This is a genomic window from Streptomyces sp. NPDC014882 (genome assembly GCF_043081325.1).
Taxonomy (GTDB): domain Bacteria; phylum Actinomycetota; class Actinomycetes; order Streptomycetales; family Streptomycetaceae; genus Streptomyces.
This window is the reverse complement of record NZ_JBIBWL010000003.1, coordinates 636,387-649,796: the sequence shown is the minus strand read 5'-3', so window position 1 is coordinate 649,796 and position 13,410 is coordinate 636,387. Positions and strand designations below refer to the sequence as shown.

The window sequence follows — 13,410 nt, the reverse complement described above, 5'->3', positions numbered from 1 at the left end:
TGCGGGGACATGACGCAGGGGAGGGGCTGGGAGGGCGCGGTCCTGAGGTTGATGCGGGCGAAGGACTTCACCCTCACCGTCACGGGGGCGCAGGACGTCACCCCGCACTACCGGCGGCTCCACGTCACCGACGGCGGACTGCTCGCCGCGGCCGGCGTCCACCCGACGATGTGGGTACGGCTGTGGTTCACCAACGCGGGCAGGCCGCACCAGCGGGCCTACACCCTGGTCGACCCCGACCCGGCGGCCGGCACCTTCTCCCTGGAGTTCGCCCTGCACGAGGGCGCCGCCGGCGACTGGGCGCGGGCCGCCGGGCCCGGCGACACCATCGAGGCCACCGTCCGGGGCACGGGCTTCACCCGGCCCACCCCGCCCCCCTCCCGCGCCCTCGTGATCGGCGACCCGGCCTCCCTCCCCGCGATCAACTCCCTCCTCGCCGCCCTCGCCCCCGCACCGGCCACGATCTGGTTCGAGGGCGGCGGGGACGGCCTCCCCTTCCGCACCGACCCCGCCCGGCACGACCTCCGCCGCACCCCCCGCACGGAACTGGTCGACCGCGTGAGGACCGAGCTGCCCGCCCTGCTGACGGCCACCCCGGACCCGTACGTCTGGATCGCCTGCGACACCCGGACGACCCGGACCCTGTCGGCGTACGTCCGCAAGGACCTGGCGGTCCCGAAGGAGAGGGTCCACGCCCTGGGGTACTGGCAGGCGGGCTGACGCGCGGGCCGGACCGCGGGGCCGGTGAAGGCGCCGCCGGCGGCCTCTCCGACGGCCGACCCTTCCCTTGTGCCCCGGTTCGCCACCTCTTTTCCGGCCCCACACTCCGCCGCCATGGCTGCGCCCGGAACGTCGGGACCGGTAGGCTTTCCGTGTGATCTTCAAGCGCATCGGAAACGGCCGGCCGTACCCCGACCACGGCCGGGAAAGCACCCGGCAGTGGGCGGACGTCGCGCCGCGCCCGGTCCGCCTCGATCAGCTGGTGACCACCAAGCAGCAGCTCGACCTGGAAACCCTGCTCGCCGAGGACTCCACGTTCTACGGCGACCTCTTCGCGCACGTCGTGAAGTGGCAGGGCGACCTGTACCTCGAGGACGGACTCCACCGCGCGGTCCGAGCCGCCCTCCAGCAGCGCCAGGTGCTCCACGCGCGCGTGCTCGAACTGGACTGAGCCGCTCCCCCGGCCGCACCGAGCCGCTCCGGGCGGACCACCCCCGGGCCGCCCGCTCCCGGACAGCCTCGACCGACCAGCTGGCCGGCCGCCTCCCGCCCCGGGCCGGTTGGCCCTTTCGGGTGCTCTGCGCCCTATCAAATGATCATCTGGTAGGCACGGCCGCCCCGGCGCACTACGCTGCGCTCATGAGCATGCTGACTCCTCCCGGCATGGGCGGCCAATACCGGATCACGGGGGACAAATACCCCCGGATGCGTCCGTCCCGGCGACGCGGCAGGCTGGTCGGCGTCGTCGTCGCCTGCGGAGCCGTGCTCGGCGTGGCCGGCTGGGGCACCCTTCAGCTGATCGACGTCTTCACCGGCGGCGGGGGCACCGCCTCGGCGACCGGAGTGAAGGCCGGCTGCGCGACCAAGGCGAGCCCCGCGGCCACCGCGTCCCCGGCGCTCCTGCCCAAGCCCGCGCAGATCACCGTGAACGTCTTCAACGCCACCACGCGCAGCGGCCTCGCCAAGACCACCGCCGACGAACTCAAGAAGCGCGGCTTCCGCATCGGCGAGGTGGGCAACGCCGCCCCGCAGTACGACAAGAAGGTCACCGGCACCGGCGTGCTGCTCGGCCCGGCGGCCTCGCTGAACACCTCGCTGCCGGTACTGGCCACCCAGCTCACCGCCGCCGAGCGCCGCACCGACGCCGCCCGCAAGGGACCCGCGATCGACCTGATCATCGGCAACGGCTTCACGGCGCTGACCGGCCTGCCGGAAGCGACCAGGGAACTGACGGCCCTGGCCGCACCGAAGCCGACGGCGACCACGAAGAAGGGCTGCTGAGCGCCGTACCCACCGGCGGGGCGGGGGTTTCTACTCGGCCGCGCCGTACAGGCGGTCGCCCGCGTCGCCCAGGCCCGGGACGATGTAGCCGTGCTCGTTGAGGTGGTCGTCGACGGCCGCCGTGACGACGGTGACCGGCGCGCCCGCCAGCTCGCGCTCCACGATCTCCACGCCCTCGGGCGCGGCCAGCAGCACCACCGCGGTGACGTCGTCGGCGCCCCGCCTGATCAGCTCGCGGATCGCGGCGACCAGCGTGCCACCGGTGGCCAGCATCGGGTCCAGGACGTACACCTGACGGCCGGACAGGTCCTCCGGCATGCGCGTGGCGTACGTGGAGGCCTGGAGGGTCTGCTCGTCACGGATCATGCCCATGAAGCCCACCTCGGCGGTCGGCAGCAGCCGGACCATGCCGTCCAGCATGCCGAGGCCGGCCCGCAGGATCGGCACCACCAGCGGACGCGGGCGGGCGAGCTTGACGCCGGTGGTGCCGGCGACCGGCGTCATGATGTCGACCTGCTCGGTGCGCACGTCCCGGGTGGCCTCGTAGGCGAGCAGGGTGACCAGCTCGTCGGCGAGGCGACGGAAGGTCGCGGAGTCCGTGCGGCGGTCGCGCAGCGTGGTGAGCTTGTGGGCGACCAGGGGGTGGTCGACGACGTGGAGACGCATGTCCACAACAGTAACCGGGCCCGACCGGCCCGGCGTCCCCCGCGCACAGTGAGCCCCTCCCCCCTCACCCGAACCGTTCGTCGGCATCAAACCGCCCTTCCGAGGGAAGGTGGGGGAAACGGACCAGGGTGGTGGACCAATGCGTGACCTGCCAGAGCGTGCGGCGCCGCAAGCGGAGGAGCCGCCGGAGAACCCGTCGGAGGACCCGTCGGAGACCGAGGCGCAGCGCCGCAGACGACGCGCGCAGTTCCTGCGCGAGCTGGCCGAGGCCCGCGCGCTGCGCGACCGCGTGCAGCCGCGCCGCGCCAAGACGGCCCGGCTCCGACACGCGATGCGCATGCGCACCTTCCGCTGGTAGCGGTTCCCTCGGCGCGCGCGGGCAGGACCGGTGGCGTCCCGCACGTCACGGGGGTGGGCGTGCGTGGCCGTACGGCAAAGCCGCGTACGATCCGCGGTGGTGGCACCGAGTGCGCTGGTGAGTTGCTCGCGGACGTCCTCGTGGACCCGCGGTCAAAACGTCCGGACACAGGGAGCCGAAGACGTCCCCTGGACGTCTTGTTTCTGCCACGATTCCGAGTGGGTGGGGCTCGGAGCCCGAGCTCTCCCCGCCCGCAGCCTCCGCCGGGGGGACCCCCAACCGGCACGCCTAAGACCAGTGGGAGAGTCACGGTGTACTTCGCCGCACTGCTCGCGCGCACCGAAGACGGGTGGGAAGCGAGCGACACGGAGCTCGACGATGTGGAGACCCTGTCGGATCTCGCCGACCTGGCCCGGGAAGCCTCTCCGGACGAGGACACCGTCCTCGTGCTGATCGAACAGGAGGACTCCTGGTTCGGGGTCGTCCGCATCGACGGCGAGGAGGACCCGCGCATCTTCGTCTCCGACGCGAGCGCCGCCGCCCGCAGTTCGTACGGGGAGATCCTGCTCACCGACGAACTGCTCGGACGGGATCCGGGTGACGCCGACGACCTGGACGCCCTCGACCTCGACCTCGACGGCACCGAGGACGGCGACGCCGAGGACGACGACGGGGACGGCGCGGAAAGCGCCGGTCCGGCCGAAGCGGTGCCGCACGGCCCGGTCGGCGACGCCGGCATCCTCGACGACCTCGGCGTCGGCGAGAAGGAACTGAGGTCGCTGTCCTCGGACGCGCTCACCGAGATCGCCGAGTCCCTCGGGGCCTCGGAGGTCCTGGAGACCGTCCGCTGACCGCACCGACCGAAGAGGGCCGGCCCGCCGACCCCGTACGCGACCGCTGGCGGGCCGCGATGCGGCTCGCCCTGGACGAGGCCGCGCTGGCCGTGCGCGGCGGCGACGTCCCCGTGGGCGCCGTCGTCCTGGCCGCCGACGGCACCACCGTCCTCGGGGCCGGCCACAACGAACGCGAGGCGGGCGGCGACCCCACGGCCCACGCGGAGGTGCTGGCCCTGCGGCGGGCCGCCGCGCGGACCGGCCGGTGGCGGCTGACGGGCTGCACGCTCGTCGTCACGCTGGAACCGTGCACGATGTGCGCGGGCGCCCTCGTCCAGTCCCGCGTGGACCGGGTCGTCTACGGCGCCCGCGACGACAAGGCGGGCGCGGCCGGATCCCTCTGGGACGTCGTCCGCGACCGCCGCCTCAACCACCGCCCCGAGGTGATCGAGGGCGTCCTCGCCACGGACTGCGCCCGGCTGCTCACCGAGTTCTTCCGCTCCCGGTGAATCCGATTTCGAAGCGGGGCTCACCTTGTTGTAAGGTCTCTCTCGGTAGCGTGTCCGAGCGGCCGAAGGAGCTCGCCTCGAAAGCGAGTGTGGCGCAAGTCACCGAGGGTTCAAATCCCTCCGCTACCGCTGATGACACCCCCTGGACCGTGGCGACACGGACCAGGGGGTGTCCTGCTGTGCGGGGGGGGCGGCGTTCCCGCAAAAAACCCTGCCCGCCGTGGCGTTGATCGGAAGAAACGACGTGAGGGTTACACTCGCGGCCGGCAGCAGGGGGCCCCAGGGGCAGCACTCAGAGGGAGGCCGCGGTGGCGGTGAACGCCAAGAGGATCGCCGTCTACGTGATCGTGGTCTTCGTGCTCTACGTGATCATCACGGACCCGGAGAAGGCGGCGGACTACGTCCAGATAGCCTTCGAGGGCATATCGGACGCGGCCGGCGCCATCGGCGACTTCTTCACCTGGCTCGCCGACGGAGCGAAGTGACAGCCGGCAGCCGTACCCACCGGGAGTGCCCTTGATCCGCCATCTGGTCCTCTTCAAGCTCAACGAGGGCGTCACCCGCGACGATCCCCGGGTGGTGGAGGGCGAAGCGGCCTTCCGCGCCCTGGGCGGACAGATCGAGGAACTGCGCTTCTGGGAGCTGGGCTGGAACGTCAGCGACCGGCCCATCGCCTACGACTTCGCGATCAACTCGGCGGTCGAGGACGCGGAAGCCCTGAAGCGGTACCTCGAGCACCCGGCGCACCAGGCGGGCGTGGCCCTGTGGCGCGAGTTCGCCACCTGGGTGGTCGCCGACTACCCGTTCTGACGCCGCGGCCCGGACCGCGCCGCACTGAGCCCTCCGCCGGAACGGCGGGGGGCTTGCGCGCGTCCTGCGCCCAACTTCTCCCTCAACACGGTGTTATGGGGTGCTTGCACACACTGCACATGTGTTGTGATGCTATGACCGCTTTTGACGCATGAGTTGACCGATGGTGATCTGACGAAGAGGTGGCGTTGACCGTGTCGGCCAGTACTGCGCCGCCTCAGGAGGAGGCACCCGTCCCGACGCCCGAGCGGAGCCGCGGCGCGGACACCCGGGCGCTGACCCAGGTGCTCTTCACCCAGCTGAAGAACCTGCGACCGGGCACGCCGGAGCACGACCGCGTGCGCGGGGCGCTCATCGAGGCCAACCTCCCGCTCGTACGCTACGCCGCCGGCCGCTTCCGCTCCCGCAACGAGCCGATGGAGGACGTCGTCCAGGTCGGCACCATCGGCCTGATCAACGCCATCGACCGCTTCGATCCCGACCGGGGCGTGCAGTTCCCGACCTTCGCGATGCCGACGGTCGTGGGCGAGATCAAGCGGTACTTCCGCGACAACGTGCGCACCGTCCACGTTCCGCGCCGGCTGCACGAGTTGTGGGTGCAGGTCAACAGCGCCACCGAGGACCTGACGACCGCCTTCGGCCGGACGCCGACCACCGCCGAGATCGCCGAGCGGCTGCGCATCGCCGAGCAGGAGGTGCTGTCCTGCATCGAGGCCGGCCGCTCGTACCACGCGACCTCCCTGGAGGCCGCCCAGGAGGGCGACGGACTGCCCGGCCTGCTGGACCGGCTCGGTTACGAGGATCCGGCGCTGGACGGGGTGGAGCACCGCGACCTGGTCCGCCACCTCCTGGTCCAGCTCCCCGAACGCGAGCAGCGGATCCTGCTGCTGCGCTACTACAGCAACCTGACCCAGTCCCAGATCAGTGCGGAACTCGGGGTCTCCCAGATGCACGTCTCACGCCTCCTGGCGCGCAGCTTCCAGCGGCTGCGGTCGGCGAACCGCATCGACGCCTGACAGCCCTCGCCAGGCCCTGCCGCGAGCGGCGGCAGCGGCCCGTCGGAGGACGGCGGCTCCTCGGCGGGACTCCCGGGCGGACGGCGGCGCGTGGTCCGTCGGGGTGAAGATCCGCAACCGAACGCGGAAGCGATCCCTCACCTGCACGGGCGAACCGCTCACCAGGGCGCTTCCCGACAGAACCGTGCTGAAAGTCCGTCACAACCCCTTTTTCCAGGGCCTATTCGTCACTCACATGTCGACATGTCACTACAGCGTGTTGCCGACATGTGACATTCTGCCGGAAGCGCGTTTGCCGGGGCTTCGGCTCCGGTATTCAGGTGAAGGCTGGCGTTCCTCGATCCGGAGCGTTCGCCACGACCGTCCCGCGACCCAAAGGGGGTGGCATGTCCGCAGACCAGGGCAGCTCGAAGGTGCTCATGCTCACGAAGAGCGAGTCCGCGCCCACCGAGCCCGTCACGCCCGTCGAGCCCGACGTGCTCGACGACGTCACGGCCCTCGAGGCCGCTCCCGTCCCGGCGCTCCCGGCCACGGGAGCCATCGACACCCGCACCCTGTCCCGCTCCCTGTTCCTGCGGCTGGCCGCGCTCGACGAGGAGAGCCCCGAGCGCGCGTACGTCCGGGACACGCTCATCGAGCTGAACCTCCCGCTCGTGCGGTACGCGGCGGCACGCTTCCGCTCGCGCAACGAGCCGATGGAGGACATCGTCCAGGTCGGCACCATCGGCCTGATCAAGGCGATCGACCGCTTCGACTGCGAACGGGGCGTCGAGTTCCCGACCTTCGCGATGCCGACGGTCGTGGGCGAGATCAAGCGCTTCTTCCGCGACACCTCGTGGTCGGTGCGCGTCCCGCGCCGCCTCCAGGAGCTGCGGCTGGCCCTCACCAAGGCCAGCGACGAACTCTCCCAGAAGCTGGACCGCTCGCCGACGGTGGCCGAACTGGCCCTGGTCCTCGGCGTCTCCGAGGAGGACGTGGTCGACGGGCTGGCCGTCGGCAACGCGTACACCGCCTCCTCCCTCGACTCGCCGGCCCCCGAGGACGACGGCGGCGAGGGCTCCCTCGCCGACCGCCTCGGCTACGAGGACACGGCGCTGGAGGGCGTGGAGTACCGCGAGTCCCTGAAGCCCCTGCTGGCCAAGCTGCCGCCGCGTGAGCGGCAGATCATCATGCTGCGCTTCTTCGCCAACATGACGCAGTCGCAGATCGGCGAGGAGGTCGGCATCTCCCAGATGCACGTCTCGCGACTCCTCACGCGCACCCTGTCCCAGCTCCGCGAGGGTCTGATCTCGGACTGAGCCGCGGTGCGGGCCCGTCGCCGGGTCCGCACCACCGTGCGCGGTTCGCGGGCTCCTTCTCCGACGGACCGCCGACGGCACCGGCGCGACGCGTCCGACCGGCGTGGACACGGGCCGCCGCCGCGCCGCACTCGGGCGCGTCGGCGGCCGCCGTCGTCGTCGGGGGTGCGGGACCGTGGGTGCGGAGCCGCAGGTGCGGGAGTCCTGCCGGTCATCGGGGACGGCGGTCCGGCCGTCCTGAGCGCGACGAGCCCGGACGCGTCGGCGCGGACCACCGGCAGAGCGGGCAGGCGACGCGCGCGTTCCGCAACTCGGCGGGTGCACAGGCCTGTTCGGGACGGGCCACACCGGGACGCACCTCACCGGCGCCCCGGGCGTCGTCCGGGCGGCGATCGATTCGACGGAGCACTCCCCCGGCACCACCCGCCCCGAAAGCCCGCGAGCGCGGCACCTGGCGGGCCTGCGCGGACGCCCGGCGGATCCTCCGGGCACGCCTGGGGGGACACGGGTGTGACGGTGCGAGGGTGCGAGGGGGGATCGGCCGCACCGGCCGGCCGGAGGACGGGTGAGGGGACCGGCCGGAGGGAAGGTCCGGGGACCGGTTGCGGGCGCGTGGCGCGCCCGGTCCGGTCCGAGCAGACCGTCCGGGGCGAGCAAGCCGTCCGGGACGGTCAGGCGCGTCCGGGACGGGCGGTCGCGCCCCGAGCGGACGTGGCCGGAGGGGCCGTGCCGCCGGGGCGTGCCGGTCCGGCGGTTACTTCAGTGCCAGCCAGGCCACCGCCGCGACGATCGCCACCGCCGCGACGACGCCCAGGATCAGGCCGAGGCGGGGGCCGGCCGGGGCCGGGGCCGGAGTACGGCGGGATGCCTGGGGAGTGCCCTCGTCGACGAACGCCCGGAACATCTGGGTGCTGCCGGCGGGGTCGTGATTGCCCTGGGGGCCCTGCGTGTTAGCCATGCCCCGAGACACTAGCGAAAGCGGCCGGTGCGACCCAAGCGGGGGGCGTCCCCCGGCCGGGCCGGCCCGGCGCACCCGGCCGGATCTCCCACCTGGGCGTTTACTTCCGTAATACGTGCCTTTGCCAACTTTTTGCGGCACCCGCCCCCCATTTGTTTGCCTGTAGCAACCAAGCTCTCCTATGGTTGCCCTAAGCAACAAAAGCGGGAGGTGTGATGGCAGGGCAGGCACAGTTCGAGGAGCTGGCGCGTCAGCTCAGCGCCGTCGGAGCCGTGAAGCGGGACCTCGGACGGATCCTGCCGGCCGACTGCTCGCCCGGCTCGGCGGGAGTGCTGACGCTGCTCGACCGGCACGGCGACCTCCGCATGAGCGCCCTATCCGAACTGCTCTCCGTCGACATGTCGGTGACCAGCCGGCACGCCGCGCACCTCGCCGAACGGGGCTGGATCGAGCGGTCCCCGGACCCCACGGACAAGCGCTCGCGGATCCTGCGCCTCACCCCGGAGGGCCACGCGGTGCTCGCCGAGCTGACCCGGCGCAGCACCGACCTGCTGGCGGAGCGGCTGAGCGACTGGACCGACGACGAGGTCGGCCAGCTCATCGGACTGATGACCCGGCTGCGCGCCAGTTTCGGCGACTGCCGGTCCACCTCGCACCGACCCCACCGCCCCCCTCCCGTTCCCGGGAGCGAAGACCCCCGTGGACCGTCACGTGACCGGACCACCCGTACACCCGCACAAGCGACGTAAGAGAAGGAAGTCCATGGCAACGACCACACCAGCCGGTGTGCGGGCTCACGCGAAGCACGGCGGAGGGTCCGCCGGCGACGCTCCGATGACCCACCGGCAGATCATGGAGGCCCTCTCCGGACTGCTCCTCGGCATGTTCGTGGCGATCCTGTCGTCCACGATCGTCTCGAACGCCCTCCCGGAGATCATCGGCGACCTCGGCGGCGGCCAGTCCGCCTACACCTGGGTGGTCACCGCCACCCTGCTGGCGATGACCGCGACCACCCCCCTGTGGGGCAAGCTCGCCGACCTGTACGACAAGAAGGCGCTCGTCCAGATAGCCCTCGTCGTCTACGTGCTCGGATCGGCCGCCGCCGGTCTGTCGCAGAACCCCGGCATGCTGATCGCCTGCCGCGTGGTGCAGGGCGTCGGCGTGGGCGGCCTCTCCGCCCTCGCCCAGATCGTCATGGCGGCGATGATCTCCCCGCGGGAGCGCGGACGGTACTCCGGCTACCTCGGCGCGACCTTCGCCGTCGCCACCGTCGGCGGTCCGCTGCTCGGCGGTGTCATCACCGACACGAGCTGGCTGGGCTGGCGCTGGTGCTTCTACGTCGGCGTGCCCTTCGCCGTGATCGCGCTGGTCGTGCTCCAGAAGACCCTGCACCTGCCCGTCGTGAAGCGGGACGTCAAGGTCGACTGGGCCGGCGCGCTCTTCATCTCGGCCGCGGTCTCGCTGCTGCTGGTCTGGGTCACCTTCGCCGGTGACAAGTACGACTGGCTGTCCTGGCAGACGTACACGATGGTGGCGGGCTCGATCCTGCTCGGGCTGGCCTTCGTGCTGGTCGAGTCGCGGGCCGCCGAACCGATCATCCCGCTGCGCCTCTTCCGCAACCGCACCATCACGCTGTCCTCCGCTGCCTCGCTGTTCGTCGGCGTCGCGATGTTCTCCGGCACGGTCTTCTTCGCCCAGTACTTCCAGCTGGCCCGCGACGAGTCGCCGACCATGTCCGGTGTCCTGACGATCCCGATGATCGGCGGACTGTTCGTCTCCTCCACCGTGTCGGGACAGCTCATCACCCGCACCGGCAAGTGGAAGGCCTGGCTGGTCGGCGGCGGTGTGCTCGTCACGGCGGGCCTCGGTCTGCTGGGCACCATCCGCTACGACACCCCGTACTGGAAGACCGCCGTCTTCATGGCCCTGCTCGGCCTCGGCATCGGCATGATGATGCAGAACCTGGTGCTGTCCACGCAGAACCAGGTCGCCCCGGGCGACCTCGGCGCGGCCAGCTCCACGGTCACCTTCTTCCGCTCCCTCGGCGGTGCGATCGGCGTCTCGGCGCTGGGCGCCGTCATGGCCCACCGCATCGGCGACTACGCCCGGGACGGCATCACGGACCTCGGCCCCGACTACGCCTCCCTCGCCGGGTCCGGCTCCGGGGGCGCCATCCCCGACATGGACAAGCTGCCGCTGCCGCTGCGCACGGTCATGGAGAGCGCGTACGGCCACGGCATCGCGGACGTCTTCCTGATCGCCGCCGCGCTGGCCCTGGTGGCCTTCCTCATCACCCTGTTCATCAAGGAGGTCCCGCTGCGGACCATGGGCGCGCAGGCGCAGGCGGCCTCCGAGGGCGCTCCCGCGGAGGCTCCGGCTCCGTCCGCGGAGGCTCCGGCGTCCGCCGGGGCGCGGCCCCTCGCCGGTGCCGCCGCCGAGACCGCTCCCGAGGCCACGCAGCGGCTCGCCGCCACGGCCGTCACCACCGCCACGGCCGCCACCACCACCGACGCCGCCGACGTCCCCGCGGCCTCCTCCGGCGGCATCCCGGTCCGCGGTCTGGTCCGCGGCGCCGAGAGCGCGCCCGTGCCGCAGGCCGCCGTCACGCTGATCTCCCTCACGGGCCGACAGCTGGGCCGTTCGGTCACGCAGGCCGACGGCTCCTACGGGCTGGACGCGCCGGGCGCGGGCTCGTACGTCCTGATCGCCTCCGCCGACGGGTTCCAGCCGCAGGCGTCCACGGTCGTCGTCGACGGCGAGCCGGTCGCGTACGACATCCTGCTCAGCGGGACCAGCGGGCTCGGCGGTGTCGTGCGGGCCGCCGGGACGGGTGAGCCCGTCGGGCACGCCATGGTCGTCGTCACCGACGTGCGGGGCGACCTGCTGGCCACCGGGACCACCGGTGAGCAGGGCGAGTTCTCCTTCGCCGAGCTGGTACCGGGTGCCGTGACCGTCGCGGTCAACGCCGCCGGGTTCCGGCCGCGCGCCCTGCCCGTCGAGGTCGGCGCGACCGGGGTGACCCGCGTGGAGCTGGTCCTCGACGCGGGGGCGCAGGTCCAGGGCGTCGTCCGGGCGCCGCACGGTCCGCTGGCCGACGCGCGCGTGACGCTCGTCGACGCGGCGGGCAACGTGGTCGGCACCGCCACCACCGGCGTGGACGGGGCGTACGCCTTCACCGACCTCGACGGCGGCGACTACACGGTCATCGCGACCGGCTACCCGCCGGTGGCCACCGCCCTGACCGTCGCCGGCACCGGGGTGGACGGCCACGACATCGAACTCGCCCACCCCGGCGAGTAGCAGGACACGGCACCGGCCCGTGGCGGGGAGCGTCCCGCCACGGGCCGGTCTCTTCGAGGAGTTGCGTGAGATGGGACTGACCGCGAGGATCCGCACCCGGGACGGATGGGCCGTGTCGCACGCGGTCGTCACGGTGGCGGACGCGACGGGCACGCAGGTGCTGCGCGCCGAGGCCGACCCGGAGGGCGCCGTACGCGACACGACCGCGCTGGCGCCGGGGGCGTACACCGTGATCGTCACCGCCGTCGGCTACGCGCCGGCCGCCGCGAGCGCGCTGGTCACCGCGAGCGGCCGGGCCGAGATCGGCACGGTCACGCTGGCCCGGCGGGGCGGCACCGCACTGCCGCCGCCCGGCCCGTGGACCGTCGACCCGGCGCACTCCACGGTCGGCGCGGTCGCCCGGCACCTCGGCATCTCCAGCGTGCGCGGCCGGTTCACCGACTTCACCGCGTCCGTCGAGATCGCCCCCGACGACGTCGGGAAGTCGCGGGTGGAGGCGGTGATCCGCGCCGCCTCCATCGACACCGGCAACACCGTGCGCGACACCCACCTGCGTTCGGCGGACTTCCTGGACGCCGACGCCCACCCGGAGATCACCTACCGCTCGACCGGCCTGACGGCCGCGGGCCCCGACCGCTGGACGGTCCACGGCGACCTGTCCCTGCGCGGCGTCGTCCGCCCCGTCGACCTCGACCTCGCCTACCTCGGCACCGGCGCCGACCCCTGGGGCGGCACCCGGGCGGCCTTCCGCGCGACGGCCGACCTGCACCGCGAGGACTTCGCCCTCACCTACAACCAGGTCGTCCAGGCGGGCATCGCCGCCATCGGCACGACGCTCAAGGTCGAACTGGACGTCCAGGCCGTGCAGGGGGAGTCGCTGCCGCAGGCGTGACCGCGGGCGGGGGCGTGCGGGGGCGCGGGGGTACGCGGGCGGGGCGTGCGGGTGGGCGTAGGTACGGCAGGGCCACCCTCGGCGCCCGCCTCCGCGCCGGCCCGGCGCCTACGCTGGCCCCATGGCACCGAACATCGCGACCAACACGTCCGTCTCCCTCGACGAGCTGCTGGACTTCGTACGTCCCCGGCACCGCGCGATCCTCCTCACCCGGCGCGCCGACGGCAGCCCCCAGGCCTCCCCCCTGACCTGCGGGGTCGACGACTCGGGCCGGATCGTCGTGTCCACCTACCCGGAACGGGCCAAGACGCGCAACGCCAAGCGGGACCAGCGGGTCAGCGTGCTCGTGCTGAGCGACGACTGGAACGGGCCCTGGGTCCAGGTCGACGGCACCGCCGAGGTCATCGACTCGCCCGACTCCGTCGAGGCGCTCGTCGAGTACTACCGCAACATCGCCGGTGAGCACCCCGACTGGGACGAATACCGGGAGGCGATGGTCAGGCAGGGCAAGTCGATCATCCGGGTCACGCCCGAACGCTGGGGCCCCGTCGCCACCGGCGGCTTCCCCGCACGACTCGCCCCCCGGGACTGACCACCACCCCGGCCGACGGACGGAGTCCGGCGCGGCGTTTCGAAGCCTGCGGAGCAGCGCGAGAGACGCCGAAGGGAACGGCCCGGGAGGCGATGGTCAGGCAGGGCAAGTCGATCATCCGGGTCACGCCCGAACGCTGGGGCCCCGTCGCCACCGGCGGCTTCCCCGCACGACTCG

Annotated in this window: 16 protein-coding genes and 1 tRNA gene; 15 read left to right on the top strand and 2 right to left on the bottom strand. The window is 72.7% G+C overall.

Going from position 1 to position 13,410, the window contains the following annotated elements; translation table 11 throughout:
* The first annotated feature begins 9 nt into the window (after positions 1-9).
* The 3 genes from ACF09K_RS10870 (at position 10) to ACF09K_RS10860 (ending at position 2,001) form a co-directional block, all read left to right on the top strand.
* On the top strand, positions 10-720 hold the full coding sequence (locus ACF09K_RS10870) for a siderophore-interacting protein (protein WP_392242328.1): 711 nt from the start codon (positions 10-12) through the stop codon (positions 718-720).
* A 154-nt stretch (positions 721-874) separates the two neighbouring features.
* The gene (locus tag ACF09K_RS10865; protein ID WP_004943146.1) at positions 875-1,171 is read left to right on the top strand and encodes a type II toxin-antitoxin system VapB family antitoxin; all 297 of its coding nucleotides are present in this window, start codon (positions 875-877) and stop codon (positions 1,169-1,171) included.
* A gap of 212 nt (positions 1,172-1,383) precedes the next feature.
* On the top strand, positions 1,384-2,001 hold the full coding sequence (locus ACF09K_RS10860; RefSeq protein ID WP_392242461.1) for a LytR C-terminal domain-containing protein: 618 nt from the start codon (positions 1,384-1,386) through the stop codon (positions 1,999-2,001).
* 30 nt (positions 2,002-2,031) lie between these two features.
* Here ACF09K_RS10860 and upp read toward each other — a convergent pair whose 3' ends face one another.
* Positions 2,032-2,667 carry a uracil phosphoribosyltransferase gene (gene upp, locus ACF09K_RS10855; RefSeq protein WP_392242326.1) on the bottom strand — a complete coding sequence of 212 codons (636 nt, stop codon included), beginning with the start codon at positions 2,665-2,667 and terminating at the stop codon, positions 2,032-2,034.
* Positions 2,668-2,806: 139 nt separating this feature from the next.
* On the opposite strand from upp, the gene ACF09K_RS10850 reads away from it, so the two are divergent.
* The 8 genes from ACF09K_RS10850 (at position 2,807) to ACF09K_RS10815 (ending at position 7,491) form a co-directional block, all read left to right on the top strand.
* On the top strand, positions 2,807-3,025 hold the full coding sequence (locus ACF09K_RS10850) for a hypothetical protein (protein WP_392242325.1): 219 nt from the start codon (positions 2,807-2,809) through the stop codon (positions 3,023-3,025).
* Between the two features lie 311 nt (positions 3,026-3,336).
* The gene (locus ACF09K_RS10845) at positions 3,337-3,876 is read left to right on the top strand and encodes a hypothetical protein (protein WP_392242324.1); all 540 of its coding nucleotides are present in this window, start codon (positions 3,337-3,339) and stop codon (positions 3,874-3,876) included.
* 59 nt (positions 3,877-3,935) lie between these two features.
* Positions 3,936-4,367: a tRNA adenosine(34) deaminase TadA gene (gene tadA / locus ACF09K_RS10840; protein WP_392242322.1), complete on the top strand. Its 432-nt coding sequence runs from the start codon at positions 3,936-3,938 to the stop codon at positions 4,365-4,367.
* A gap of 44 nt (positions 4,368-4,411) precedes the next feature.
* Positions 4,412-4,496: transfer RNA gene (locus ACF09K_RS10835), tRNA-Ser, on the top strand.
* A gap of 179 nt (positions 4,497-4,675) precedes the next feature.
* Positions 4,676-4,852, top strand: coding sequence for a hypothetical protein (locus ACF09K_RS10830; protein WP_392242321.1), 177 nt, complete (start codon positions 4,676-4,678; stop codon positions 4,850-4,852).
* Positions 4,853-4,883: 31 nt separating this feature from the next.
* Complete coding sequence (locus ACF09K_RS10825) at positions 4,884-5,177, top strand: Dabb family protein (RefSeq protein ID WP_392242320.1); 294 nt, start codon at positions 4,884-4,886, stop codon at positions 5,175-5,177.
* A 182-nt stretch (positions 5,178-5,359) separates the two neighbouring features.
* A complete protein-coding gene (locus tag ACF09K_RS10820; protein WP_392242318.1) occupies positions 5,360-6,193 on the top strand; it encodes an RNA polymerase sigma factor SigF in 834 nt (277 codons plus the stop codon).
* A gap of 386 nt (positions 6,194-6,579) precedes the next feature.
* Entirely contained in the window at positions 6,580-7,491 is a 912-nt protein-coding gene (locus ACF09K_RS10815; RefSeq protein WP_363090864.1) for an RNA polymerase sigma factor SigF, read from the top strand.
* A gap of 754 nt (positions 7,492-8,245) precedes the next feature.
* Here the strand turns inward: ACF09K_RS10815 and ACF09K_RS10810 are convergent.
* Positions 8,246-8,449: a hypothetical protein gene (locus tag ACF09K_RS10810; RefSeq protein ID WP_392242316.1), complete on the bottom strand. Its 204-nt coding sequence runs from the start codon at positions 8,447-8,449 to the stop codon at positions 8,246-8,248.
* A 215-nt stretch (positions 8,450-8,664) separates the two neighbouring features.
* On the opposite strand from ACF09K_RS10810, the gene ACF09K_RS10805 reads away from it, so the two are divergent.
* From ACF09K_RS10805 to ACF09K_RS10790, 4 genes are all read left to right on the top strand, one after another.
* On the top strand, positions 8,665-9,198 hold the full coding sequence (locus tag ACF09K_RS10805; RefSeq protein WP_392242314.1) for a MarR family winged helix-turn-helix transcriptional regulator: 534 nt from the start codon (positions 8,665-8,667) through the stop codon (positions 9,196-9,198).
* Positions 9,199-9,211: 13 nt separating this feature from the next.
* Positions 9,212-11,749, top strand: coding sequence for an MFS transporter (locus tag ACF09K_RS10800; protein ID WP_392242313.1), 2,538 nt, complete (start codon positions 9,212-9,214; stop codon positions 11,747-11,749).
* A 70-nt stretch (positions 11,750-11,819) separates the two neighbouring features.
* On the top strand, positions 11,820-12,641 hold the full coding sequence (locus tag ACF09K_RS10795; RefSeq protein ID WP_392242312.1) for a YceI family protein: 822 nt from the start codon (positions 11,820-11,822) through the stop codon (positions 12,639-12,641).
* Between the two features lie 121 nt (positions 12,642-12,762).
* Positions 12,763-13,233 (top strand): PPOX class F420-dependent oxidoreductase, encoded by a 471-nt coding sequence (locus ACF09K_RS10790; RefSeq protein ID WP_392242311.1) that lies wholly within the window; start codon positions 12,763-12,765, stop codon positions 13,231-13,233.
* The last annotated feature ends 177 nt before the right edge of the window (positions 13,234-13,410 follow it).